Source organism: Chitinophaga filiformis (assembly GCF_900102545.1).
In the GTDB taxonomy this organism is placed as follows: Bacteria; Bacteroidota; Bacteroidia; order Chitinophagales; family Chitinophagaceae; genus Chitinophaga; species Chitinophaga filiformis.
The window spans coordinates 280,564-304,742 of the sequence record NZ_FNBN01000007.1 but is presented as its reverse complement, the minus strand read 5'-3'; the positions used below and the strand labels follow the sequence as shown (position 1 = coordinate 304,742).

At 45.4% G+C, this 24,179-nt stretch carries 18 protein-coding genes; 9 read left to right on the top strand and 9 right to left on the bottom strand.

Annotation, left to right across the window (positions count from 1 at the left end; translation table 11 throughout):
* Positions 1–274 precede the first annotated feature (274 nt).
* Positions 275–1,138, bottom strand: coding sequence for a nuclear transport factor 2 family protein (locus tag BLR32_RS25485; RefSeq protein WP_218124251.1), 864 nt, complete (start codon positions 1,136–1,138; stop codon positions 275–277).
* A gap of 125 nt (positions 1,139–1,263) precedes the next feature.
* Positions 1,264–2,088 (bottom strand): helix-turn-helix domain-containing protein, encoded by an 825-nt coding sequence (locus BLR32_RS25480; RefSeq protein WP_245705518.1) that lies wholly within the window; start codon positions 2,086–2,088, stop codon positions 1,264–1,266.
* 713 nt (positions 2,089–2,801) lie between these two features.
* On the opposite strand from BLR32_RS25480, the gene BLR32_RS25475 reads away from it, so the two are divergent.
* The 3 genes from BLR32_RS25475 to BLR32_RS25465 all read left to right on the top strand — a co-directional run bounded on the left by BLR32_RS25475 (position 2,802) and on the right by BLR32_RS25465 (position 8,131).
* Entirely contained in the window at positions 2,802–4,316 is a 1,515-nt protein-coding gene (locus tag BLR32_RS25475) for a family 43 glycosylhydrolase (protein ID WP_176842428.1), read from the top strand.
* Positions 4,317–4,476: 160 nt separating this feature from the next.
* Entirely contained in the window at positions 4,477–7,329 is a 2,853-nt protein-coding gene (locus tag BLR32_RS25470) for a hypothetical protein (RefSeq protein ID WP_143011585.1), read from the top strand.
* Positions 7,330–7,339: 10 nt separating this feature from the next.
* Positions 7,340–8,131 carry a hypothetical protein gene (locus BLR32_RS25465; protein WP_089835920.1) on the top strand — a complete coding sequence of 264 codons (792 nt, stop codon included), beginning with the start codon at positions 7,340–7,342 and terminating at the stop codon, positions 8,129–8,131.
* Between the two features lie 33 nt (positions 8,132–8,164).
* Here BLR32_RS25465 and BLR32_RS25460 read toward each other — a convergent pair whose 3' ends face one another.
* The gene (locus BLR32_RS25460) at positions 8,165–8,911 is read right to left on the bottom strand and encodes an NUDIX hydrolase (protein ID WP_089835918.1); all 747 of its coding nucleotides are present in this window, start codon (positions 8,909–8,911) and stop codon (positions 8,165–8,167) included.
* Positions 8,912–9,039: 128 nt separating this feature from the next.
* Here BLR32_RS25460 and BLR32_RS25455 point away from each other — a divergent pair, with 128 nt between their 5' ends.
* Positions 9,040–11,373 (top strand): glycoside hydrolase family 3 protein, encoded by a 2,334-nt coding sequence (locus tag BLR32_RS25455; RefSeq protein WP_089835916.1) that lies wholly within the window; start codon positions 9,040–9,042, stop codon positions 11,371–11,373.
* A gap of 4 nt (positions 11,374–11,377) precedes the next feature.
* Here BLR32_RS25455 and BLR32_RS25450 read toward each other — a convergent pair whose 3' ends face one another.
* Both BLR32_RS25450 and BLR32_RS25445 read right to left on the bottom strand, forming a co-directional pair.
* Positions 11,378–12,292, bottom strand: coding sequence for a helix-turn-helix domain-containing protein (locus tag BLR32_RS25450; RefSeq protein WP_089835914.1), 915 nt, complete (start codon positions 12,290–12,292; stop codon positions 11,378–11,380).
* A gap of 14 nt (positions 12,293–12,306) precedes the next feature.
* Complete coding sequence (locus BLR32_RS25445) at positions 12,307–13,197, bottom strand: SDR family oxidoreductase (protein WP_089835912.1); 891 nt, start codon at positions 13,195–13,197, stop codon at positions 12,307–12,309.
* A gap of 171 nt (positions 13,198–13,368) precedes the next feature.
* Here BLR32_RS25445 and BLR32_RS25440 point away from each other — a divergent pair, with 171 nt between their 5' ends.
* A complete protein-coding gene (locus BLR32_RS25440) occupies positions 13,369–14,121 on the top strand; it encodes an SDR family NAD(P)-dependent oxidoreductase (RefSeq protein WP_089835910.1) in 753 nt (250 codons plus the stop codon).
* Here BLR32_RS25440 and BLR32_RS25435 read toward each other — a convergent pair.
* Both BLR32_RS25435 and BLR32_RS25430 read right to left on the bottom strand, forming a co-directional pair.
* A complete protein-coding gene (locus tag BLR32_RS25435) occupies positions 14,118–14,564 on the bottom strand; it encodes an SRPBCC family protein (protein ID WP_089835908.1) in 447 nt (148 codons plus the stop codon). The two genes, BLR32_RS25440 and BLR32_RS25435, sit on opposite strands and share 4 nt — an antisense overlap.
* A complete protein-coding gene (locus BLR32_RS25430; RefSeq protein WP_089835907.1) occupies positions 14,554–15,540 on the bottom strand; it encodes an SDR family oxidoreductase in 987 nt (328 codons plus the stop codon). Before BLR32_RS25430 ends, BLR32_RS25435 begins: the two co-directional genes overlap by 11 nt.
* Before the next feature lie 161 nt (positions 15,541–15,701).
* Here BLR32_RS25430 and BLR32_RS25425 point away from each other — a divergent pair, with 161 nt between their 5' ends.
* A complete protein-coding gene (locus BLR32_RS25425; protein ID WP_143011584.1) occupies positions 15,702–16,310 on the top strand; it encodes a hypothetical protein in 609 nt (202 codons plus the stop codon).
* A gap of 3 nt (positions 16,311–16,313) precedes the next feature.
* Here BLR32_RS25425 and BLR32_RS25420 read toward each other — a convergent pair whose 3' ends face one another.
* Positions 16,314–17,291, bottom strand: coding sequence for a DUF1573 domain-containing protein (locus BLR32_RS25420; RefSeq protein WP_089835903.1), 978 nt, complete (start codon positions 17,289–17,291; stop codon positions 16,314–16,316).
* A 180-nt stretch (positions 17,292–17,471) separates the two neighbouring features.
* Between BLR32_RS25420 and BLR32_RS25415 the strand changes: the two genes are divergently transcribed.
* The 3 genes from BLR32_RS25415 (at position 17,472) to BLR32_RS25405 (ending at position 21,218) form a co-directional block, all read left to right on the top strand.
* Positions 17,472–18,050: a Crp/Fnr family transcriptional regulator gene (locus BLR32_RS25415; RefSeq protein WP_089835901.1), complete on the top strand. Its 579-nt coding sequence runs from the start codon at positions 17,472–17,474 to the stop codon at positions 18,048–18,050.
* Between the two features lie 81 nt (positions 18,051–18,131).
* A complete protein-coding gene (locus tag BLR32_RS25410; RefSeq protein ID WP_089835899.1) occupies positions 18,132–18,536 on the top strand; it encodes a VOC family protein in 405 nt (134 codons plus the stop codon).
* A gap of 306 nt (positions 18,537–18,842) precedes the next feature.
* A complete protein-coding gene (locus BLR32_RS25405) occupies positions 18,843–21,218 on the top strand; it encodes an ABC transporter permease (RefSeq protein ID WP_176842427.1) in 2,376 nt (791 codons plus the stop codon).
* Between the two features lie 107 nt (positions 21,219–21,325).
* Here the strand turns inward: BLR32_RS25405 and BLR32_RS25400 are convergent, their stop codons facing one another.
* Entirely contained in the window at positions 21,326–24,055 is a 2,730-nt protein-coding gene (locus BLR32_RS25400; RefSeq protein ID WP_089835895.1) for a glycoside hydrolase family 78 protein, read from the bottom strand.
* Positions 24,056–24,179: the final 124 nt, after the last annotated feature.

Genomic DNA, 24,179 nt, shown 5'->3' with positions numbered 1-24,179 from the left:
GATGTGCTTCTGAACAATGCCGGTGCACAGTTTACTGAGACAAGAGATGCACACAGAATGTCAATAATGAGCTTTTTATCGTCATAAGCAGCTGTTCTCATCAGGATAAGGTTATTGGTTATCTGAGTCTAAATTACAAGACGATGATCGTATTTCACAAATTTTTTAGGACGGATTTTATTTTCCGTCCATTTGATAAAATCGTTGTTAAAAGAAAATATCAAAGAAGCAGCCGCCCCGGGATGCTTCTTTGATATTTGAATACAAAACGTTATTAGAAGTTAAATTTACCGTTCTGGTTTTTCCATTCACTTTGAGGGGTAATGGTTTCAATCACATCCCAATGTTCGGCTATCTTACCATTTTCTATACGAAAGAGATCATAGAAAGAAGTGTGTTTACCTCCCAGCTGTCCTTCGCTCACCACCAGTACAAAGTTTCCTTCGCCCAGTACAATATGAATTTTATCGTACTTCATTGTAATACCTTGTTTAGCCCATTCCTGTAAGGCTTTGCCTAAGCCGGACAAACCATCTCCGATGTTGGGATTGTGTTGGATATAATTATCGCCATCGAAATAGCTGCTGAGCCTTTCCATTTTTCCATTGACAAGAATGTCATCTACAAAATTGCTTACCAATGTTTTATTGACCTCAGTTTTGTCCAGGTCTTTCACTTCCGTAGCACCATCAATCATTGTATGGCCGCTTGGATTGGGCTTTTGCGTTTCCTGCAGATTATCCCAGTGTTCAACAATCTTTCCATCTTCAAAACGGAATATGTCAAAGCCGATTTTAGGTCCAAAGAAGTTATAGTCTGTTTGAGCAAAAACATAATTGCCGTCCTGAAACACACGTACCGTATTTACTTTAGCAGAACCTTTGGGCAATGCCTGTAATAGAGCGCCGAATCCTGCCAGGCCATCGGCAACTGCCAGGTTATGTTGTTTATAACTATTGGCATTGATGACTGCTACCGGTGCAGCCTCACCTGTTTCAATAGCTTTTAAAAGCTTTACTGTTGCTTGTTTCTGTTCCATTGTAGTCTTTTTTTGTGTTTTGTTATGCTGTTGTGCATCAGCATAAGTGAATGATAATACAGCCAGGAGTACAGCTGCGCTATGCTTTAAGTAAATCATTTGTCTCTGTTTGTGGATACAAAGTTCCCATTAATGCGGCTGCAAGGAAAGGTAGAAAACGGTCAATAAATGATATTTTTACGCCGGGAAAGGTGAGGGGCTGATAGATAAGTGGTAGGATTGAATTATCTGTTCGGATAACATTCCCTGAACTCTATGGGTGTTTTTTCAGCATGTTTTCTAAAGTACTTAATAAAGTTAGTCGGCTCTTCAAAGCCCAGTCTGTAACCAATTTCTTTAATCGCGAAATTTGTATGAACCAATAAACGTTTCGCTTCCAACATCACTCTTTCATCAATGACGGATTTAGGTGATTTGCCAAGCGTTTTAGAAATGGCCTGCGCAAGCCGTTTTTCAGACACATTCATTTGGCTCGCATAAATATTGACAGATTTTGTTTTTACAAACTGATCTTCTACCAGGTCTTTAAACAGTACGGTGTAATCAAGATCAGCCCCTTTAGCTGCTTCTGTATACCCCTGCTTCCGTCTTTCTCTTTCAGCAAGTAACAACAAGTTGTGAAGCATGTTTCGTAATATGTCGTAATGATACTGGTCTTTCTCTTCCGAAAGTTCACTTTCTATTTCCAGGAACACCTTCTTCGCTGATGTCGCTTCCTTTACACTTATGACCGGTATGTTCAGGAAGTCATTAAACAAAATGCTGCTCCGAAGGAATCTTGCATCCGCCCCATTTTTAGCAAAAAAGTTGTCGGTGAATAACAACAATTTCCCGTCGTGCCGGCTTTTATGATCCAATACCTGTACTCTGTCTTTACTCACAAACAAAAAGGAATCAGCTTTCACCTGTACTGGCTGGAAATCTATCAGATATTCCGCTGTTCCCTTCTGAATCCAGAAAATATGATAAAATTCTGCTCTGTGCGCAGTGGTAGTGACTTCTTTATGTTTTGCGATAGTATCTGCAACCGGAATAATTTCAATCTCCAAAGGAAGACCTGGTTTAAATTTAACTTGCTTAATGGCCGGTTGCATATGTTATTTTTTAGGTCAATGTTACAATATTATTCAATTTGATTGCTTTTTCTATTAAATCGGGTACTTGTTGAGTTCCGAATACTTCCCCTTAGTCTCCGGAACTACTTTATTACCTCTGGTATCAGATACAGATGGCTTACAGACGGCTTCGAGATGGCCTAATCCTCCCTTAATCTTCCCTTCAGAAGGGAGGATTAAGGGAGGATTAGGCCATCTCGAAGCCGTCTGTAACGAATCTCTATCGAATTCAACACACCTGGTATCTGTATAGTATGTATTCGGTACCTATTCGGTGCGACTATAGTGGGACCTATAACCTATAGGCTCTCTACTATAGCATTATAGGCACTGTTCTATAGCGATGGCTATAGAACGGTAGGCCTAATGTAGGACTACAGAGCCTATAGATTAAGGATCGTAGTATAGTCGAAGTATAGTCGGATGCTATCTGTACCCGGGGAGATCTGACCTGGAATTGTCACAGGTCCAACTTAAAGGCATGGTAAAGGCAGGGTAAAAGCGTATCAACAATACGGCAATCATTCGCGGCATTAGACCCCGGTAGGGGTCTTAGTGGGCCAAAAATGGCCCACATATCAGAATCTTTCCTAACATTGCATTACACAGCGGAACCTACCGCATTTATTCACTCTCAAAATAACCATATGAAAAGCAACTATCTGTTACTCTTCTGTGTGCTTGCCTGCGCCTCCATAACAGGCTGCAGGAAACCCCTGGCAGATACACTACCGGTTACCGGTACCCTGGCAGAAAACACAGCCTTAAGCGCTTCAGCGATCTTCACAAATGCATTGCCCTCATCGAACAATGGCAGTTATTACGACCCCTGGGTCATTACAGTAGGTGGATTTTACTACTACTGTGGTTCCGACGGTGGCCGTTTATGGATTACGAAATCGACGACCTTACAGGATATCCTGATGCAACCCAAGACCTACATTTTCACACCGCCTTCCGGTACCGGATATTCATCGGAGTTGTGGGCGCCGGAGTTGCATTACCGTAATGGAAGGTGGTATGTTTACTTTGCAGCGGATGATGGCAACAATGCCAATCACCGGATGTTCGTGCTGGAAGGCGGCAGCAATGCCAATGACCCGCTTGACGGAGGGTATGCCTATAAGGCCAGGCTGAGTGCTACTACTGACAGATGGGCCATAGACGGGTCTGTTTTTGACTTTAACGGACAGTTGTATTTCATCTGGTCCGGCTGGGAAGGGACGAGCAATGTCTCCCAGTACATTTACATTGCCAAAATGAGCAACCCTTATACCATTTCCGGGGAAAGGGTGGAGATATCAAGGCCGGATTATTCCTGGGAAAAGGTAGGTAATCCCACCGTCAATGAGGGCCCTACAGCCCTTATCAGCGGCAATACCGTCAATATTATCTACTCGGCAAGCGGCAGCTGGACGAACGATTACTGCCTGGGAAGGTTAACCTGCACCAATGGTAACCTGATGTCAAAAAGCTCCTGGACCAAGCCTTCTACGCCCGCATTCTCCCGGTTTGGTAATGTGTTTGGCCCGGGACATGCTTCATTTGTAAAATCTCCGGACAATATCCAGTGGTGGGTCGTTTATCATGCCGCCAATACGGACGGTTCAGGCTGGGACCGGAGAGTGATGACGCAACAGTTTTCCTGGGACGGAGATATCCCTTATTTCGGCTATCCCATAGAAAAGGGTATTCCGATAGCCGCGCCGTCTATCGGGCCGAATTATGCCATGCCAATTGCGAATGGCGTGTATAGGATCAAGTCAAAGGTGACGGGACAATGTGTGGACGTCCCCGACGGCGCCCCAACACCCGGATTACAGATCCAGCAATGGACGGATAACGGGCATGCAGCGCAGAAGTGGAATTTCACCAGCCTGGGTAACGGCTATTACAAGATAACTTGCGTAGCCTCCGGTTTGAATCTTGACGATGCCGGTGGATTGCTGAACGCCGGAAATATCCTGATCCAGTGGACGGACAACCAGAACATCGCGCAGCACTGGCGGGTGCAGGATATGGGTAATGGTTATTTCAAACTGATCAACCGAAGGAGCCTTCTGGCCCTGAATGTACCATACAGTAATCAGACGCCGGGCACTAAACTGGAACAATGGTTTGAAAACCAGTATGATGCCGAACTATGGCAGATCATCCCTTAGAAAGATATATGCTTTTACGTATCCGGAAATGCAAATTGCGGGAAATACGCATTTCCGGATACTTACCTGTTGCCTGCATGTTTGAAGTCGATTATTTAGTATCTTCAATGCCGTTTTTGACCCCAATTATGACCGAGATTGTTTTATGACCCAGAGATATTTGAAAACCCCCAAAATTCCTGTACGTAATCAGCAAAGCGATTCCCAAGAACCATTCTTCTCCAGGCAGAGAGACGAACATACCGAACCGCAGGATACACCTACTTTTTTTTCTCCGAAAGTGCAGCGCAAACCAGTGGAACTGGAAACAGATGATCCGCTGGAGAAGGAAGCAGACCAGGTGGCAGATAAAGTAGCCGGTACTAAAACGCCTGTTGCAGCTGCACCGGGCGACACAATACAGCGCAAGGGCACAGGTCTGCAGGCAAGTATTCAACGGAAACCAGGAGACGGAGAAGACTGGAAGAGCTATCCCATACAGATTCCTCCGGGAACAGCGTCGAAGCAGGAATTCCACCGCTATGCAGAGCTGATCATCTTCCATAAAGTGTTGAACCTGGACTGGCAGGGCACAGGCACGGCAGAGATCTATCAGCACATTAGTCAGCATATCGGTAGAACGATCCTGTTCAAAGTGCCGAAGTCAATGCTTACACAATACGGTGTTGCGGAAAAAAGAGATGGCACCGGAGATGCGGAATACAAGCAACTGGATAAAGATAGCAAGGATGCTATCAACGAAGAGACGGACAAGCAGTATTATCAGAGTACCGGCATCGCACCTGGTACGAAAATAAAGCCTGGTGAGAAAGGCAGGACGGCTGTATGGAATGATCTGCGGAATCAGTTGATGCAGCAACGGAAAACCCTGAATGATCTGCCTCCTGCTATCAAGGCATTCCTGCAATCAGATCAGACCTTCATTCCTGCTAATTATGCGAAGCTGAGCGAAATAGCTGCTTTACTGAGCCAGTTCACCGCAGCCGATTTCGAGGACTATCAGAGCAAGGTGAATCTCAATACGACCGACCTTGATGCACTAAAGCAATCTATCGCTGCGTATATGGCAGCAAGACAGGAGCGGCGCAAGGCAGGAGAGGAGCGGGAATCCCTTAAAACGAAATTATTCGGACTGGAGGAATTGTATAAAAGATACAAACAGTTCCAGAAGAGAGGATCCTTGCCTCCATCCAGAGACGAATTTGGTGTACATGATCCGAATCATGATTATTTCAGAGAGGCCGAAGAAAAGGAAAGAACGGGATTAACGGCTTCTCTTAAAGCCTACGGTTTTAATAGCCTTGACGAGTTCGGGAAATATGTAGATAGTTATGAAGCTGCTTTCCGCAAAGAGACGATTGCTATTGCCGGTGATCACTTGCAGCGTTACAGGCATGTATTGTTTGAAGAAGAGAAAAAGATAGCCGATGATGCTTATATCACCAGGTTATTTACAGAGATCTCGAATTCTGGCGCCGGCAGACATTATGAAGAGGCAAGTAGCAAAGGAATGCAGGCCGTGATGGCAATTGGAACAAAGGATTATGTTTCTCAGGCGCAACTGGATAGGCAAATGGCGCTGAACGAAGAGTCCAATGCCGCACATGCAACAGGCGACCGGTTGATGCAGCAATTGCCCTCTGCAAGTCCACTGATGAAGGAAGACACGTTCAGCAATGAATCACTGGCGCGCGTGAAGAGCAAGGAAGAGCTGAGGAAATTTTTGCAGAATTATATCGATAAGAAGAAGGAGAGCATTGATGAAACATGGACGGATATAAATGCCAATCCTGAACGTGTATATGAACTGGACGGGCTGGTCGCAGCTTCTGTTCAGATGCAGGGCATTACTGACGGCAGCATCTATGACCTGATCATCAAAGATAAGATCAAAGATCTGGGCAGCGCTAAGATATTGAAAGCTGTTTGTTTCGTAGTGATCGGCATTGCATTGGCAGTTGCTTCCTTTGGTACCGGCATACCGGCTTTACTGGCAGCAGGCGGTTCATTAGCCTTAAGTGCGTATGCGGTTAAGGAAGAGATTGAGAAATATAAACTGGATGTCAGCGCGCATGATGTAGAACTGCTGACAAAGGAACCTTCACTGACCTGGGTCGTATTGGCGATTGTTGGCGCAGGCGCTGATGCCGCAGCACTGGCAGCAGCCTTTAAGGCAGCAGGTCCTATTGCCAAAGCAACAGCTGCCTTCAATGAAAGCAAGGATGTGGTCACACTTGAGAAGTCGCTGGCCCAACTGGCAGAACTGGACGCGAGGATTAAGCAGAATATCATCCGCGCAGCGAAAGCCGATGCTGCACTACAAGAATCTGTAGATAAATTCATGGCGATAGGCGCTCGCCTGAATGATATCACCAGCACAGTGGAGGCGGTACCGCGACTGACAGTCATGGCTTATAACGCAATTAAAAAGGGCGCTAACAGCTTTGAAAAATTCCTGCTGGACCTGAAGCTTAAAAGGCTGATAAAGGATGCGAAGGATCTGTCGCCAAAAGAATTGAATGTATTCAAGGAAGCATTTGAAAAGGCTGGCAAAGCAACCGAGGAGGAAATAAAAGCCATGGATAAGCTGGTAGGGCGGGCAGACCTCACGGTAGCAAATAAGCAGACAGCGAAAGAAATGATGGATGAGGTACTCACACAAGGCAAATTTAATAAGGCTTCCAACTATCATGGCGACAGTATGCATAAGATGAAAGATGATGTAGTGCAGAAAATAATCTCGAATCCGGATGCGATATATGAGACTAGAAATGGTGAAAGGTTGATATATCTGAAAGATGGTGATATCGTAGTCATGGAAGCCACGAAGAGCGCCAGAGGGAATGTGATAACCGCATATGGTAAGTCGGGCGTAAAAGGAGAGAGCGGAGCCGCGGCCTTAGGTGGTAAAGCAGAAGATGCTGGAGAAGCAGTAACAGACCTGATAATAACGGAAGGAAAAATACCGGCGAAAAAAGGATTTATTCCTCCGGCAAAGAAAATATATCCATAATTTTATTGACATGTTTAGTATTACAGAAGATATTCCAATAACATTCATAAATGGGCAGCAAATACCTGCCAGGGCAAGAATATTACCCGATAGCCTGATGATGCTGCTAAGTACACAGCAAAGCATTGAGGCTATGGAAAAAGAGATGATGGACGCCATCGGCAGTGTGGAAGACTGGCTGCATATGTCGAGAACAGATTCACTGGCATTTGATGCGGGCACAGGGCTGCTGAAAGCCGTATCTTTTTACTATCCTGAGCTGAACAGAACGCCGGACAATTTACATCTGCTGGCAAGTGCCGGGAAAACAGTGGCTATTCCACAGTTGGATAAGGATGCGCCACCTTTTGAGCTGATCCCTTTTGACTACCGGTATTATCATGAAGAAAAAGATCTGCTGTTATGCTTTGGCGAAGCATTCACCGAAGTGGAGCAACTGCACGAAATAACTATTTCTGCGGAAGTATCCTTGTTCTTTAGCGAGGGGCAATATTGTGCCTGGGGTGTATATCATCCTGAAGTGTTGTTGACAAACCGTATCGGTGCAACAACGGTGTATGCTACTGATGATTTTCTTAAAATATGTTTCCAGGATGCATATGCACTTATTACTGATGAAACAGTGGAGCAAATGCGTGATCATGATGCAGATGTATTGCGTAAGATTGCAGCATTGTATAACCGGATAGTGAAGCATAATGTAGCAGTGGATAGTCCGGCGGATGTGTTGAAGAATTGGTTGTTCAGTCTTGCAGATAAGTTTTATAAGGAGAAGGAACTGGAAGGATTGTTTACAAGATAAAGAAAAGAGGCTGGTCGCTGATCAGCCTTTTTTTTACCATGCTTCTTTTAATCCTGTTTTCAATGCGGCCTGGTACTTTACCTGGTCAAAACTATACAAAATAGGGCTGCGATGAGCCCCTCCCTTTCGTTCTTTATCATGTTTGATGAAAATATCGTACCCCAGCATTTTGCGCTGGAAATTGCCCCTGCTTAATGGTTTACCCAGGATGGTCTCATATAGTTTCTGCAGATCCGGCATGGTAAATTCCTCCGGTAGCAGATTATAGCCAATGGGCTTGTAGTTTAACTGGAAACGCATAGTCTCCAGCGCTGCTTCATAAATCTGCCGGTGGTCCATCATCATGTCCGGTAGTTCATGCACGTTTTTCCATTCACAGGCCGTGGAGATGTCGTCTACTACAGGAATGATCTGTTCATAGTCCACTAATGCGTAATAGCCTACGGATAAAAAACGCTGTCTGAACCATATTGATTCCGGCAGGTAGCTGAGATCTTTTTCTGATCTCCCCGTATTGCCGAAGGTCTTAAACTGCTCAAGAAAGACTTTTTCCGCTCCGGTACGGGTCTTCAGAATCCTTATGGCCGCATCGTCAATGTTTTCATCCTTGCCCACATATCCTCCGGGTAATCCCCAGTGTTCCTGACCGATCATCCTGATCAACAATACTTTTAAGGTGTTGGAATGAAACCCGAAAACCACGCAATCAATTGATATATGAGGTAAACAATCCCTGTAAAACTCCTGGCTCCGTTCTTCAAACAGTGAAATATCATCCATACCCAAAAATATAATATTTGGCGTCCAGGGAGAATATTTTTATTATTGTATCAGAATGAGACAATGGGCCATGTGTGCCGGATTGTTTCGATATGCCACATATTTCTCACCGTTATGAAACATCAGGAATGAAAGCCACACTTTTTATTGCCTGCGCTATTGCATGTACCGGCATAAGGGTATCAGCGCAAACCCAATTCACCATCGTTAATAATAAAAATGGAGCCACATTAGGGTACTCGCCTGCATCGGGAGTGAAAATACTGACAGTAGGCGGACTAAAATTCAAGGATCTGAACAGGAATGGTAAGCTGGACAGGTATGAAGACTGGCGGCTTCCGGTGGACGAGAGAGCGAAAGACCTGGTGAAAAAGATGTCTGTAGAGGAGATTGCAGGCCTGATGCTGTATAGTATTCATCAGTCCATTCCCGCAGCGGAAGCAGGTTTCCGTTCAGGTACCTACAACGGGAAAACCTTCCTGCACAGCGGCGCACGGCCTTCTGATCTGACGGATCAGCAGAAAGCATTTCTGAAGAATGATCACTTGAGACATGTACTGGTTACGTCTTTACAGTCGCCGGCTGTGGCTGCGGAGTGGAATAATAATGTGCAGGCTTATGCCGAGGGACTGGACCTGGGTATTCCTGCCAATAACAGCAGTGACCCCAGGCATACGGCAACAGCCACCACTGAATTCAATGAGGGCGCCGGAGGGCAGATATCTTTATGGCCTGACGGATTAGCCATGGCGGCCACATTTGACCCATCTGTAGTGCATGCGTTCGGAGAGATAGCCGGGCAAGAATATCGTGCTTTAGGGATCACTACCGCCTTGTCTCCACAGATCGACCTTGGAACGGAACCCCGCTGGTACCGTATCAATATGACCTTTGGCGAGAGCAGCCGGCTGACCACCGACATGGCGAGGGCTTATATTGACGGTTTCCAGACTTCTGCAGGACCTGCGGAGATCAAAGATGGCTGGGGATACCATAGTGTGAATGCAATGGTAAAACACTGGCCTGGAGGTGGTCCGGAAGAAGGTGGGAGAGACGCGCACTGGGCATATGGAAAGTTTGCGGTTTACCCGGGAAATAACCTGCAGGAACATATTGCTCCTTTCGTGAATGGTGCGTTGAAGCTGAATGAAAAAACGCTGAAGGCGGCGGCTGTAATGCCCTATTATACCATTTCCTATCAACAGGATACAGAGAACGGCGAAAACGTCGGAAATGGATTTAGTAAGTACCTTATAACGGATCTTTTGAGAACTCAATACAAGTATGACGGCGTGGTTTGTACTGATTGGTTAATTACAGCGGATGAAGGAAAAACGCCAGATCAGTTTGCGGGGAAATCATGGGGCGTTGAAAAGCTGTCTGTTGCTGAAAGACATTATAAAGTACTGCTGGCCGGTGTAGATCAGTTTGGGGGAAACAATGATATAAAACCTATTGTTGAGGCTTATCAGATGGGCGTGAAAACTTTCGGGGAACAGGCTTTCAGGGAACGTTTCGAGCAATCGGGTATTCGTTTGCTGAGGAACATTTTCCGTACCGGACTCTTTGAGAATCCTTATCTCGATGTTGCAAAGAGTGAGCAGACGGTGGGAAACAAAGACTTTATGAAAGCAGGTTATGAAGCGCAGGTAAAATCAGTGATCCTGCTGAAGAATCATCAGTCCGCATTGCCTGTACAACAAAAGAAAACGGTGTATGTGCCTAAGATGTACACAGCTGCGGCAAGGGACTGGTGGGGCAATTTTATTCCTGCGAAATTTGATTACACGGTAGATACGAATACTATAAAGAAATACTACAATTTAACGGCTGATCCTAATGCTGCTGATTTTGCGATTGTATTTGTGAGCAGTCCGCAAAGCCCTTCGGGAGGTTATGATAGTAACGACCGCAGGAAGGGGGGCAATGGCTACGTGCCTGTTACGTTACAATATGAAACCTATACTGCTACTGATGCCCGTGAAAAGAGCATTGCAGCCGGCGACCCTGTGGTAGATCCTACTGTGCTTGACCGCTCTTACAGGAATAAGACTGTCACCGCAGCCAACTTCACAGATCTGCAAACGATACTCGATACAAAGGAAATGATGAGAGGAAAGCCGGTGATCGTATCGGTGACAGCTTCAAAGCCGATGGTGTTCAAAGAATTTGAATCACAGGTAGATGGTATTGTATTAAACTTTGGCATATCTACACAGGCTGTATTGGATATCATCTCCGGAAAGCAGGCGCCTTCAGGTCTCCTGCCCGTACAGATGCCGGCCAATATGCATACTGTGGAAATGCAGAAGGAAGATGTGCCTTTTGATATGGAGTGCCATGTGGATGCTGACGGGCATCGTTATGACTTCGGTTTTGGACTGGATTGGAAAGGCGTTATCAGCGATGAACGTACAAAGCGTTATGGTCATGAATCATCAGCCCTGGCGGGTACGAAATGATCAGTCAATTGAATGTTTGTCTGAATTCCAGGGGCGAAAGGTTCGTCTTTGTCTTGAATAACTTGCTGAATGACTGAGGATGTTCGAAGCCTAATTCGTAAGCGATCTCGCTTACCGAAAGTGCTGTGGTAGAGAGCTTCTCCTTGGCTATTTCAATCAGTTTACTGTGAATGTGCTGCTGGGTATTCTGCCCGGTCAGCACTTTCAGTAAGCTGCTTAAATAATTAGGAGATACATTTAATTCACTGGCAATATACTGGACAGTAGGAAGTCCTTTTTTTACCAGATCATCACTGTTAAAGTATGCCGTGAGAATAGCTTCCAGCCGGGTAAGTATCTTATGATTGTTTATTTTTCGCGTGATGAACTGACGGTGATAAAACCGCTCCGCATAGGTGAGCAGTAATTCCAGCTGGGCAATGATCACGCTCTGACTGAATTTATCGATGTTGGAGTGGTATTCCTGCTCTATCTGTTGTATAATACCTGTGATGACAGCTTCTTCCTTTTCAGAAAGGTGCAAAGCTTCATTGGCAGCATAACTAAAGTATTCATACTGTTTGATTGTTTTGGCCAGGGGTGTATTCCAGAGAAAATCGGGATGGAAGAACAACAACCATCCCGAATGTTCCAGTGCTTTATCTGATTCAATGGAATAAACCTGTCCGGGGGAAATAAAGAACATCACACCTTCGTCGAAATCATATTCCTGCTGACCGTATTTCAACTTGCCATGGAAGTTTCTTTTCAATGCAATGGAATAGAAATTCTGTGTAAGACTTTTCGGTTCATTATCCCGGAGTTGTCTTATTGCTTCTAAATTTACTACGCTCACCAGGGGATGTTCAGGTTTCGGTAATCCCCTGAAATGGTGATAGTCACTGATTGTTTTGAGTTGATGTGGTTCTTTGTTCTTCATTCCCTAAAGCATTATCATCCTTTATTAAAAGCAGCAGCAAATTCTTTTACAAAATCTTCCAGTTTTACCTTTCCCAGGGGAATAGGTTTGCGCCGTTCGTAATCTTCTGCAAAAGCGCCGCTGTGAACGCAGCTATACATCTCAACAAGACTGCCTGCAATAACTGGCCGTACACCTGCTTTTTCCAGGCCGTCCTGCATTTCTTCATTCGTGCATACTTCCCATTTCAGGTCAGGCTTGCCGATAGCCGTACCTAACAGATGTACAATCTCGTTAACCGTACGTTCATCGCTTGCAATATACCGCACTTTTTTGGCAGGAGCAGTAGTAGTTATTTCTTCTGCAGCAACAGTGGCTATGTCTGCCGGTGATACCAGTACGATCTTATCCTCTCCGCCATAATTCGCACGGATAAGACCAGCTCCTTTTATCATGGGTACATAGTTGTAAAGATTGTAGTAGAAGTAACCGGGGCGCAGGCTGGTGAGTGCGATACCTGGTACCTGGCTCAGTACCTGCTCTACATCATGAGCGCCGAGTAAGAGGCCGGTACCTTCGCCCAGATGGGCGCCCATCGTACTCAGGTGGACAACTCTTTTTACACCTGACTGCCGGATGGCCTGCGCATAAGTGTGGCCTGTTTCCCGGTAGTAAGCCCTCGGATCATCTTTCGTTGCGTGGTTCGGAGGCGTCATAACATATACAGCGTCCGCACCGCTGAATGCCTTCGTGAGAAAATCGGCATCTTCCACTGAGCCGATAGCTGCGGTTGCGCCTAAAGCTTCGATGTCCTGTTGTTTTTCCGGATTGCTGCTGATAACAGTAACCGTATGACCTTTCTGTATTAATTCTTTCGTGAGCGGCTTGCTGATATTGCCCAGGGAACCTGTTACGATCACTTTCATGTTGTTGGATTTTATGCTACAAAGGTCAGCCGCCATTGAAAAACAGATATAACCAGATCTAATATTGTTGTAGTCAAAACCACGGTACTTATCTAGCAGTACTAACAAATTTGTAGGTGCCCTGTGTTCAGACATAATCAAATACCTTTGATCGAAATATTTCGATAGGATATGGACTTGTATTTAAAAGGAAAGACAGCAGTCGTGAGCGGCGCCAGCCAGGGTATCGGTCGCGCCATAGCAAAGGAATTAGCAGCAGAGGGGGTGAAAGTTTTCGCCACAGCAAGGAATGAAGAGTTGCTGCATAGCTTAAGAGAGGAAATAGTTGCTGTAGGTGGAAAGGAGCCTGTTATTTTCGTGCAGGATTTCATTGCAGCCGATGCTCCGCAGAAGATAGCAGCTGCGGCCTTGTCCAGCCTGGGACATGTAGACATTCTTGTGAATAATACCGGCCGTAGTGCCCCGATGGATGTTGTTGGGCCGGAGGATGAATGGGAAGGGGCTATGACCCTGGACTTTAATCGTCACCGGCAACTGACACAGGCCTTGTTACCTCATTTTATGGAGCGTAAACAGGGTGCTATCCTGAATATTATCAGTACTTATGAATTACGTTCAGTGAATGGTTCTGCAGTGGCAAAGGCAGCGATAGTTGTATGGTCCAAGCAGCTGGCAGGACAACTGGGTAAGTATGGTATCAGGATTAATTGTCTGCAGCCGGGACTGATTGATACGGAGAATATCCGTCGTTTCTTTTCCGGTGATGAACGGAAACAGTTTGCAGAAAGAGAGATACCGCTAGGCGATTTCGGCGAGCCACAGGATCTCGCTGATATGGCAGTGTTTCTTGTATCGCCCAGGGCGCGGTATGTAACAGGATCAGTGGCTGTCGTGGATGGAGGTATGCGGCATTATCCGTTTTAAGATAATACGTCCGTCAGCACGTCCAGCATTTTTCCCCATGCCTGTTTGGACTGCTCGATAAAATCCTCCGATCCGGGTGGCATCTGATGTGTCAATGTCAGCTCGCATCCTTCCAGGATGGGAGCGATATCGATCACCACCCTTGATTGGGCGCCGTTGGGGTCCTGTTTCACAGACCAGGTGAATGCCAGGTGATGTGGCCTGTCAATGGCAAGGTATTCACCCACATGATCGAACTGGTTATCCTGTCTACGTACTGAATAGGTAAATTTTCCACCAACAATAGGTTCGTTGGTAAGGCTGACGATCTCTTCATCCCTTACGCACGGGCCGAACATAAACTGCCCGATCTGCCGGGTATCAAGAAATGCGCTGAAAGCCTGGTCCGGTGTTGCTGAAAATATACCGGTAATTACTGCGTGAACGGGGAATTTATCTGACATGTCTGCTGGTTTTTCTTCCTGCCATCAAATATACGGCAATACCTGCACCGGCGAGCAGGACCCCTGCTTTTAGGAGGCTGCCCGGTTTAATGTGTGGCTTTGAATTGCCTTTGGTACTCATGGCGAAGTTGACCGTGTTGAAGAGGTTGCCGTCCGTATTGGACGCGATGGCCGCTCTTTTTAGATATAGTTTCATGAGCAGTCCGCTAAACTTTACCGTCAGTTCAGGAGCGATAGCATGACCGAGTTTGAAGAGCAGGGATGCGCCACCGGGATACCGGGTAGATGTTGGATGCAGGATAGATGCTTTAACAGCCTGGGCCATTATTATCGGGTCGTGTACAGGGGGCGCTGGTTTTAATACCTTGCCTGTATAGTTACTCGCGTGATGTATGCCTGGTGTGTCCAGGAAGCCCGAAAAAAGGTCGACCACATGAATGTGGGGCCATGAGGTCAACTCGGCTTTAAGTGCCTGAAAAAAGCCTCTTAATGTGAATTTACTGGCAGTGTAAGCGCCGCCAAAAGGAACGGGCAGGAAACCGCCTATTGAGATGTTGTTGATGAGGATACCTCTCTTCTGGTGTTTGAAGTAGGGAAGCACCGCGTGTGCTCCGCTCATATAACCGAGCAGATTGGTAGCAATAACGCGCTGGTGATTTTCCCAGGGCATGTCTTCGAATGTACCTGCAGCAAGAACGCCTGCATTATTCACCCATACATCGATCCTGCCTTTCCATTCGAAAGCAGTCCGTGCCAGTTGCCATACAGATTTGTTGTCAGTCACATCTGTTCGGACAACAATAGCCTGTGTGCCTAAATCCCTGCATTCTGTGGCTACTTCTTCCAACACTGTTTCATTCCTGGATGCCAGTACAAGAAATGCCCCATCCTGTGCAAGATGAAGGGCGATAGTACGGCCCGCGCCGCTGGAGGCGCCTGTTATTACGACGACTTTACCTGTGATCTGATTTTCCATAAAATGTAGGAAATCAAAACCTGCGCCAATTGATGTGTGTTGCCTGCTGTAGGAAGAGGGTAGTAGTTGTAAATCATCCGTAGAAAAGCCCAATCGGAAACAGGAACATATTTTGAGCCCTCTTACCTGTAAACAGTAACAGCAATTTAAAATCGTACATCATGAAAACGGTATTATTTATTGCCATGACCGGTATCCTGCTAATGCCAGCGCTCAGCTGTAATAATAACAGCCGTACTGATAATAATGCAGACAGTACAGGCGCTGCTGCAGTATCGGATAAGGGGGAGAAAACGGCAGATCCTGATGAGTATAATCAGCAACTGACCTACAAACAATATTCATTTTCTGTTAACGCCAAAGGACAGGGGCACTTACGGAAAGTGACCATTACAGGAAGGGATAGTGCCAATGATCTTGCTACGGTGAACGCACCACTGGAAGGAAATATATATTATGCTTCCTCCGCCGATCTCAATAAGGATGGCAGACCGGAAGTATATCTTTTTACGAGAGGGACAGACAGCGCCGGTTACAGTAAGGTGTACGCTTATGCGTATGACAGTAAAACAGGGCGACAGATCAACTTCCCAGATCTTTCACCTGCGCAGCAAAAGGAATATCAGGGACATGATTCTATCTATATAGATAACGAATATGTTGTACGTAGTTTTTCAACAAGCGACAGTAAGGCGCAGGCTAGCCGGAAGATGATAAGGTATGTGTTAAGACCGGTGGATACAGCTTTTACGATTCAACAGGCGCAATAATCTTTAAAAACGCTTGTACCGGGAGAAGCCGATGGTGGTTGTTCTTCCCGATGAGTTAACTGCCGTTCCGGAAATGATCAGGGTATGCGGACTACCAGGAGTATTGCTGTATACCCTGATCTCATTACGGAATAATCCGCTCTGCCTTGGCCTGTAATAGACCCTGATACGATCCCGCTCTCCCGGTTGTACCGGTTTAGCCGGTACATACACTTCGCATCCTGTGCAGCCCCAGTTATTTGATGTTTTGTAGATCACCAGCGGTTCTCTTCCTGTATTACGGAAATAAAAATCTTCATAGTACCTGGTATAGATATTACGAGGTCCTACCTTAACAAAACGGTCACTCAGGTAGATATCTGTATTTGAGCTACCAGAACGATAATATGAGTTTTTACGCATTCCTTTGGTATGAACCAGTAGGGAATTCACCTGGGTACGACCCATAACGAGGCCTGCCTGTTCGAAATAGCTGTCGGTTTTCGATCCATATAAGGAATCAGGTACATACACTTTACTGGCGTGTAGCTGTTTGTTGAGATAAAAAAGATACGCCCGTTGCTGTTGTTCCAGGGCAGGAGGGAGCAGACTACTGTCAATCTGGAATACTCTTACTTTAAAGGATGCAGTTTTCAGTAATTGTCCCCAACCGGTATCTGCCGGCAACCTGTCGGCGAGTATGATGATATTCTTTGTAGGAGGATATTCGTCTGTAATGAAGCGGAGCCTATAGAGGGCGATATGTTTACTTTCGTCAGGATGATTGTCCGTTACTCTAACGACTAGTGTGCTGCTATCTTTCACAAGAACGTCAGACAGTTTTTCCTTTTTACCTTGCTGGTTTGTTACTGTAACTTCCGGGGATAGCAGGAAGGAGTCAGCAGGACAAGTAGGGATGTTATCTTTCGCTTGCTTAGTTACTGGCTGGCAGGCAAATAAGCAGACCGTGATGATGAGTATGGGATACAGGGATGGTTTCATTCATATAAAGATAGTAAGTCGCTTTAGTAAATGTTCAGGTCCTCTTATTTATTTTTTGATGGTATGCTGGAGGTATAATCAAATGGCTCGAAACTAAGGGGACATTTTCTGTTTAGTAGGATTGCGGGATATACATTTAGTAACTTTATTGTAATTTTTGAAAAGTTAATCAAGGAAAAGATGAGTATTGATGTTTTCTTCCAGAGAATAAATAGCTATACATCCCTGACAAAGGAAGCGGAGCTTGCATGGTCGGCTTTATTAAAAGAAAAAGTGTATGCTAAAGGTGAACATTTCATTGCTGTAGGACAGATACCAAGAAAAGTAGCGTTTGTTGTCAAAGGGCTTTTTTCTCAATACTATATAGCTGACAATGGCACAGCTATTATTAAATATTTTTTCCCGGAAGGACGAATTGCCGGCTCCATTCCTGCTACACTTACAAAAACAGCGAGTTTATTTGCTATTGAGGCTTTGGAAGATACGACCGTTCTTGAATACGATTATAATGAATTCAAAAAGCTGACATCGGCATTTAGTGATATTGCCGGCTTTTATATCAAATACATAGAACAACATTGGATAATAGATAAGGAACCATTGGAAATTGTGATGAAAAATGATTCCGCAGCGAAACAGTATAGTGACTTCCTTAAAAAGTACCCCGATTTGGTTAAGCGATTGAAGAAACACCACATCGCATCTTACCTCGGAATTACTCCTACTCAGTTAAGCCGCATTTTCGGGTACAGTAAATAGGATTCTGTTTCTCAACATATGTAAAGGTTTTTCGAAAAATTGCATTCGATCTTTGTGTCATAATCAAAAAAAGCAATTCCAATGAAGCAAGTATTTATTAATCTGGCAGTAAACGATGTTGACAAATCAATGGAGTTCTACAACCAATTAGGGTTCACCAACAATCCTCAGTTTTCTGATGCTCAATCAAAGTGTATGGTTTGGAGCGAAACCATCTTTGTAATGATGATGACACATGAAAAGTTCAAAACCTTTACAAAGAAGCCGATTGCTGATACAAAAAGTAATATCGCCGGCATCTTTGCGCTCTCCGTGGACAGTGTTGAGCAGATGAACGAGATCGTTGAAAATGGTTTAAAAGCGGGCGGCGCAGAGCCGACGCCTATGACTGATTATGGCTTTATGCAATCAAGAAGCATTGAAGACTACGATGGCCATACCTGGGAGGTGTTTTTTATGGATATGAGCAAGTTACCTAAAGAATAAGGCCCCTAAGTATCGGGAATCGTGAGGAAAGCCCAAAGCTCAGGCTGTAAACCTGAGGTTTGGGCTTAAAGATGTCCTGGCATCCGGTTTATGGCAACAGCTATCGCGTATCCTAAATGTGATGAGAATACTTGTTGACAGAGGGGCGGTACAGCAGGCAACGCTCCGTCGGCGTTGGCTGAGATTGAACATCCAGTGTTCGTTTCCGGACATTTTATTCCGGTAGATATTTTTGAAACTGTTGTCCCATATAGCTTTTATAATTGGCATGGCAGTTGAAAAATGTTTTGCATAAACAGTACGTGGATGTTTAAAAGCTATTTCAAGATCGCCTTCCGTAACCTGCTTCGCCAGAAGCTTTTTACCGGTTTGAATGTTTTCGGACTGGCTATAGGAATGACCTGCAGTTTGCTTATTTTTCTGTGGGTACAGGATGAACTGAGTTTTGACCGTTTCAACAAGGATGCGGGCAATATATACAGGCTTACAGCCCACGTAGCGAATGTTGATGCTGCCACTGTTCCTCCCGCGATGGCCAACGCTATAAAAACGGAAATTCCGGGTGTAAAGAATGCGACGAGGATTGCTCCGTTTCATAGAATAGTGACAGTAGGCACTACAAAATTTGATGAGAAAAATATCTATTTCGCTGATAATAACTTCCTGCAGATCTTCAGCTATCCTTTACTCAGTGGAAATGTGAATACGGTACTTACTGCACCTGATGCAGTAGTGCTTACAGCTGCTGCTGCTATCAGATATTTTGGTGCCACAGATGGCGCCATTGGAAAGACTATCTACATCGATAATGATATAAAGGGGACGACCCTGACTGTAACAGGTGTTTTAAAGGATATTCCAGCCAATTCGCATCTGCAGTTTGATATGCTGCTGCCTATGCAGCTGTATGATAAAATAAATAATCCTGATGGGGCCTGGACCAATTTCGATGTCTATACCTATTTTCAACTGGCGGATCATTTTGCTGCTACGCCGGAGGCACTCAGGAAGATTGCGCGACAGGCAGAAGATATACGTAAGCGGAATGATAAAGCGCCGGTCCCTGTTTCTTTCTTTGTACAACCACTCACTGATATTCACCTGTATTCGCACTACATGCTGGATGTACCTGGTCAGGGGAATAAAGACTATGTCATGATCTTTTCACTGGTGGCGGTTTTTATCCTGCTCATTGCCTGTATTAATTTCATGAACCTGTCAACCGCACTTTCTTCACAGCGGGCAAAGGAAGTGGGACTCCGTAAAACGCTAGGCGCAGAACGTTTTCAGCTTATCCTGCAGTTTATGGGCGAGTCTTTGTTGATTGCAGGTGTTTCATTGATAATAGCGATTGTATTGGCCGCATTACTGTTACCCCTGTTTAACGATCTGTCTGCGAAAAGCATTTCCATTAATCTGTTAAATATAAAGGTGGTGGCCCTGCTTTTAGCTATTGCAATATTGGTAGGTGCGGTATCCGGCAGTTATCCTGCATTCTTCCTGTCATCCTTTAAGCCGGTGACGGTATTAAAAGGCGCAGCAGTTTTACATGGTAAAAAATCCGTTTTAAGGAATGGTTTAGTGATTGTGCAATTTGCCATAGCTGTTATTTTAATGATCTGCACCCTGGTAGTATATAATCAGCTGCAGTTTATTAAGGATAAAAACATAGGCTTTGACAAGGAGAACCTGCTATATGTAAAAATGCCTGAAATAGGAGACCTGCATGATCACAAAGAGGCGCTTACAACAATGCTTGATCAATATTCAGGTATATCCTCCTATACAATTACTGACAACCTGCCGACCTATATCACCAATGGTATGGAACTTCGGACACCTGCAATGAGCCCAACAGACTATCTGATGGGGTATCGCCTGCGTACTGATGAGAACTTCCTGAAAACCTTTAACATGCAGCTGCTCACCGGTAGGTTCTTTTCCAAAGACGTGAAAGGCGATGATACTACTTATGTGGTGAACGAAACTGCCTTGAAAGCCATGCATATTAACCTTTCTAATGCAGTGGGACAAAAGATCATCTTTAATGATGGAGAAGGTACGATCATCGGTGTTGTGAAAGATTTCAACTTCAAACCTGTTCAGCAACCTGTGGAGCCATTGGTAATGAAGAAAAACTTTGGAGGTGGATATATGGTGATGCGCACTACGCCGGGCAATCTGCAGGCTGTTATAACATCTGTCAGGAAGGTATTTGAGAATGTGTACGGAGATTATCCTTTCTCTTATGGCTTTGTAGATGAAGATCTGCAAAAGTTGTATCTCGCGGAACAGCGTATGGGCAAGCTGTTTAATATCTTTTCTGTTTTGTCGATCATCATCTCCTGCCTGGGTCTTTTCGGACTGGCCACCTTTACTACGCAAAGACGTGTCAAGGAAATAGGCGTACGGAAGGTAATGGGCGCAAGTGAAGCCGGTATAGTCGCCATGCTGACGAAAGAATTCATCCGGCTGGTGGTATTTGCACTGGTGATTGCTTTTCCTGTGGCTTGGTGGGCGATGAATAAATGGCTGGACAACTTCTTCTATCGTATTAATATCGGATGGTGGGTGTTTGCTATAGCGGGGTGTGTCGCGCTGTTAATAGCATTTCTGACGGTGAGCTATCAGTCGGTAAAGGCGGCGATGGCTAATCCGATAAGGAGTTTGAGGACAGAGTAAAATAGCGGATATGATAGTGCGATTGCAGTATTTAAGTAACAATGCCCGTAATTTACGGGCATTGTTACTTAAATACTGTCTGAAGTTTGACTCAACAAAGAAAACATTTACAATGCTGTAGTGAAGTGGTATTGACCAGAACCGATTTGAAGCGTGATCTGATCCTTGTCATTACCGAGGACCCGTATATCTTTCCCTTCAGTAATTGGCTTCCCGCTCTCCATTACCGCACCACCACCTTTCACCGGCACATAAACCGTCGCCGTCGTATTAGCCGGTATCTCCACATCCAGCACAAATTGCCCATTCTGCAACTGCCAGGATGATTTTACCTGTCCATAATAGGTCTGTAAAGTACCTGTTGCCTCTGTAAGTGAACCACCCGGATTTGGCTTGATAATAATCTGACGATACCCCGGAGCATCTTCCTTCGTATCAATCCCTGCAATAACCCTGTACATCCAGTCACCTATCGCACCATAAGCATAGTGGTTAAACGAATTCATACCTGCATTTTCAAAGGTATGATCAGGCTTCTCTCCATCCCATCTCTCCCAAATCGTCGTAGCACCCATTTTAACAGGATATAACCAGGAAGGATAAGTATCCTGAAGCAATAGTGTATAAGCCATATCCAGGTGTCCAAAACGGCTTAAAACGTGACATAAATACGGTGTGCCCAGGAAACCCGTAGTAAGATGGTTGTTATAGCTTTTGATATTCTCTACTAAACGGTTCGCCGCCTGTTCCCGCAGGTTTTCCGGTAACATATCGAAGTTCAGGGCCAGCACATAAGCTGTCTGTGAGCTGGATACTAATCGACCGTTAGGTGTAACATATTCTTTCATGAATGCCGCCTTGATACGTTGCAGCAGGGCAGTATACTCAGTTACATCCGCAGTATTACCCAATACCTGTGCTGCATTGATGAGCAACTGTGTGGAATGGGCATAGAAACATTGTGCAATGAGATATTTATCGGTAATAGCAGCTCTGCCATCCAGGTCATCATCCGGGTGATAGAACAGCCAGTCGCCGAAGTGAAAACCGGTATTCCAGAGGTCCTGCGGACTTTGTTTATGCATATATTCCACCCAGGCTTTCATGCTGGGATATTGCTGCTCCAGCAATCGCTTGTCGGCATAAGCCAGGTACATGTTCCAGGGAACAATAGTGGCTACGTCTGACCATCCGGCGGAGCCCATAGACCCTTGCCCGAGCACATTCGGCACTACAAAAGGAACGCTGCCATCTGCTCTTTGATCAGCCGCTACGTCTTTCAACCATTTGGCGAAGAAGTTATTCACCTGGCGATTGTATGCTGCTGTTCTGGAGAAAGCCTGTGCGTCGCCGGTCCAGCCTAAACGTTCGTCACGTTGAGGGCAATCGGTAGGAACATCGAGGAAGTTGCCGCGTTGACCCCATTGGATATTGTGCTGCAATTGGTTGATCAGTTGGTTAGAGCAACTGAAATTGCCGGTAGCCGGCATGTCAGAATAGATAGCGAAGGCGGTAAAGTTATCGGGGCTTATTTCGCCGTTAAAGCCGGTTATTTTAACATAACGGAAGCCCTGGAAGGTGAAGTGAGGCTCAAAGATCTCCGTACCATTTCCTTTAAATATGTAGGTGTCTTTTTGTTTGGCCCGGCGAAGGTTTTCTGTATAGAAATTCCCTTTTTTATCCAATACTTCTGCATGTTGCAGTACAATGCTGTCGCCGGCATGGCCTTTAAGCTGTACCTGTACCCAGCCTACCAGGTTCTGGCCAAAATCCATTACTTTCTCACCGGCAGGAGTAGTAAATATCCGTGCAGGTTTGAATTGTTCATGCTTTCTCACTGGCTCGTTTACGGTGGTAATCAGGTTGCTTTTATTATTGTCGCTGCTTAGCTGAACACCTGACCAGCCCTGGTCATTGTAGCCGGGATCAGACCAGCCTTCTTTTTCTTTCCTGGCGTCTATGGTCTCGCCATTGTAGATCTCCGAATAAAGAATGCTGCCGGTGGATGATTTCCAGCTGTTGTCGGAAGTGATCACTTCTTCAGTGCCATCGGTATATTGGATGTGTAACTGGAACAGGAGCCCTATTTTGGATCCGAAATGGTTTTTACTGTCTTCCCACGCCAGATAACCGCTGTACCATCCTACGCCTAATGTTACCCCAATAGCATTGGCTCCCTGGCGAAGCAGATTAGTTACGTCATATTGCTGGTATTGCAGCCTTTTACGGTAGCTGGTCCATCCGGGAGTGAGGAGAGCGTCGCCTACCCGCTGACCGTTGATATGCGCCTCGTACATACCACGGGCTGTGATATAGGCGGTGGCTGATTGTATTTTTTTCCCGGCCTGGAATGTTTTGCGGAACAGGGGGCTTGGTCGTAAAATGCTATCCTGGACGAAACCAGGTTCTATCCAGCTGGCTTTCCAGTCGCCGGCTTGCAGGAGGCCCATTTGCCATTCTGCTACAGGACTCCAGCCGGAAGCCTGTCCCTTGTCGTCCCAGATCCTGACCTGCCAGTAATACTTTTTACCGGAGCTCAGCAGAGCGCCTCCATAGGGCACGTGAACAGATTGGTCAGTGCTTACTTTACCACTGTTCCATGCCAGTTCCTTACCTTGGCTGAGCAGTTTTGAAGAGGTACCGACACGTACTTCATAGGCTGATTGATGGATATTCCTCCGGTTGCCCGATAACTGCCAGCTAAACAGTGGCCGGGGCACATCGACACCCATTGGATTGACACGATTCTCGCAGAGCAGAGATGCAACCTGGGTCTGACCCAATGCATCTACACAAAAAGCATAGATCAGCAGAAAGAAAAAGACCTGTTTTTTCATTACGCGGAAATTTGTTGTTTACGTTTAGATCGTTAAATATAAGGAATGGCTGCTTTTAACTGTCCTGTACTTTCATAGTGAGGGCGGAACATTAATGGGTTAGAAAAGAAGGCGGAAGAGATGG

What these genes read in the sequence shown, in the direction of transcription:
- BLR32_RS25485 (WP_218124251.1), bottom strand. Translation starts at nt 1,138, where the DNA reads ATGATTTACTTAAAGCATAGCGCAGCTGTACTCCTGGCTGTATTATCA.
- BLR32_RS25475 (WP_176842428.1), top strand. Translation starts at nt 2,802, where the DNA reads ATGAAAAGCAACTATCTGTTACTCTTCTGTGTGCTTGCCTGCGCCTCC.
- BLR32_RS25465 (WP_089835920.1), top strand. Translation starts at nt 7,340, where the DNA reads ATGTTTAGTATTACAGAAGATATTCCAATAACATTCATAAATGGGCAG.
- BLR32_RS25460 (WP_089835918.1), bottom strand. Translation starts at nt 8,911, where the DNA reads ATGGATGATATTTCACTGTTTGAAGAACGGAGCCAGGAGTTTTACAGG.
- BLR32_RS25455 (WP_089835916.1), top strand. Translation starts at nt 9,040, where the DNA reads ATGAAAGCCACACTTTTTATTGCCTGCGCTATTGCATGTACCGGCATA.
- BLR32_RS25450 (WP_089835914.1), bottom strand. Translation starts at nt 12,292, where the DNA reads ATGAAGAACAAAGAACCACATCAACTCAAAACAATCAGTGACTATCAC.
- BLR32_RS25445 (WP_089835912.1), bottom strand. Translation starts at nt 13,197, where the DNA reads ATGAAAGTGATCGTAACAGGTTCCCTGGGCAATATCAGCAAGCCGCTC.
- BLR32_RS25440 (WP_089835910.1), top strand. Translation starts at nt 13,369, where the DNA reads ATGGACTTGTATTTAAAAGGAAAGACAGCAGTCGTGAGCGGCGCCAGC.
- BLR32_RS25435 (WP_089835908.1), bottom strand. Translation starts at nt 14,564, where the DNA reads ATGTCAGATAAATTCCCCGTTCACGCAGTAATTACCGGTATATTTTCA.
- BLR32_RS25430 (WP_089835907.1), bottom strand. Translation starts at nt 15,540, where the DNA reads ATGGAAAATCAGATCACAGGTAAAGTCGTCGTAATAACAGGCGCCTCC.
- BLR32_RS25425 (WP_143011584.1), top strand. Translation starts at nt 15,702, where the DNA reads ATGAAAACGGTATTATTTATTGCCATGACCGGTATCCTGCTAATGCCA.
- BLR32_RS25420 (WP_089835903.1), bottom strand. Translation starts at nt 17,291, where the DNA reads ATGAAACCATCCCTGTATCCCATACTCATCATCACGGTCTGCTTATTT.
- BLR32_RS25415 (WP_089835901.1), top strand. Translation starts at nt 17,472, where the DNA reads ATGAGTATTGATGTTTTCTTCCAGAGAATAAATAGCTATACATCCCTG.
- BLR32_RS25410 (WP_089835899.1), top strand. Translation starts at nt 18,132, where the DNA reads ATGAAGCAAGTATTTATTAATCTGGCAGTAAACGATGTTGACAAATCA.
- BLR32_RS25405 (WP_176842427.1), top strand. Translation starts at nt 18,843, where the DNA reads ATGTTTAAAAGCTATTTCAAGATCGCCTTCCGTAACCTGCTTCGCCAG.
- BLR32_RS25400 (WP_089835895.1), bottom strand. Translation starts at nt 24,055, where the DNA reads ATGAAAAAACAGGTCTTTTTCTTTCTGCTGATCTATGCTTTTTGTGTA.